The sequence below is a fragment of the Streptomyces sp. PH10-H1 genome (genome assembly GCF_030063355.1).
GTDB lineage: Bacteria > Actinomycetota > Actinomycetes > Streptomycetales > Streptomycetaceae > Actinacidiphila.
Window position 1 is genome coordinate 1 of sequence record NZ_JASISZ010000230.1, and the last position, 850, is coordinate 850.

Consider the following 850-nt stretch of genomic DNA (forward strand, 5'->3'; position numbering starts at 1 on the left):
GAGGGATCACCAGTTCGGTACCTGGGTTCGAAAGCACACGAACGGCCGTACCGACAGGGAGATCAGCTGTCCGCCAAGCGGGATCCAAAATGTCCGCCTACAAGGATCTTGCGCTGTCCGCTCTCAGCCTTCGCCGCCCAGCACCCGACGCGAAACCTCGCCACCTGGACCATCTGGGCCGGCCCAATCCCCGACCGACCCACCTGGACCCTCACGGCATCCCCGCACACCCCGAGCTCGCTACTGGCCAACCTCGCCGACAACCTCGCCCACGGCACCGGCACCCGCCAGGCACAGATCACGGGTAGCGAACGCAAAGCGAGCCTCAGCACCAGGTCGCCGGCTATCCCAGGGGGCGCGGCCGGCCACGCAACCAGCCATACACGGTGACCGCCAGCGCTATGCCCAAACCACGGCCAAGTTCCGCTCGTTGTCTCGGGCATGGGAGGGTTGATGACACAACCCGTTGACCTGGCCAAACGGTGCGGTGGGCCGAGTCGCCGCACAGCCCGCCTTGCCGCACGCATCCGGCACCTCGAAGCCTGGCCCAGCGTAGTCCTGGGCGAGCAGGTCTGGCGCGAGGCCAGCATTGGCGGACCCGATGACATCGAACAGCTCCAGGTCCAGATCACCACCCTCGAACAGCAGGTCATCGACCTGGAACTCAAGCTCGAGGATCAGGGCGACGACCTCGCCGCCGCCCGCGAGCTGATGGCCCAGCTCAACCGCCACGCTGACCGATCACTTAGACCGACCGGCAAATGGATCACTTGAGCCGCCGGGTGGTGGGGCGGCCGTCCCAGCGATAGCGGCTCGTCGCTCGGCGAATCAGCATACGGAGCGTGACGAG

The 850-nt window shown here is 66.6% G+C and carries 2 protein-coding genes; both read left to right on the forward strand.

What is annotated here, in order from left to right:
• Nucleotides 1-108: 108 nt before the first annotated feature.
• On the forward strand, nucleotides 109-390 hold the full coding sequence (locus QMK24_RS41355) for an SPDY domain-containing protein (protein ID WP_283472069.1): 282 nt from the start codon (nucleotides 109-111) through the stop codon (nucleotides 388-390).
• A gap of 63 nt (nucleotides 391-453) precedes the next feature.
• On the forward strand, nucleotides 454-774 hold the full coding sequence (locus QMK24_RS41360; protein WP_283472070.1) for a hypothetical protein: 321 nt from the start codon (nucleotides 454-456) through the stop codon (nucleotides 772-774).
• Nucleotides 775-850: the final 76 nt, after the last annotated feature.

Coding starts and splice junctions, on each gene's coding strand:
- QMK24_RS41360 (WP_283472070.1), top strand. CDS start 454: ATGACACAACCCGTTGACCTGGCCAAACGGTGCGGTGGGCCGAGTCGC.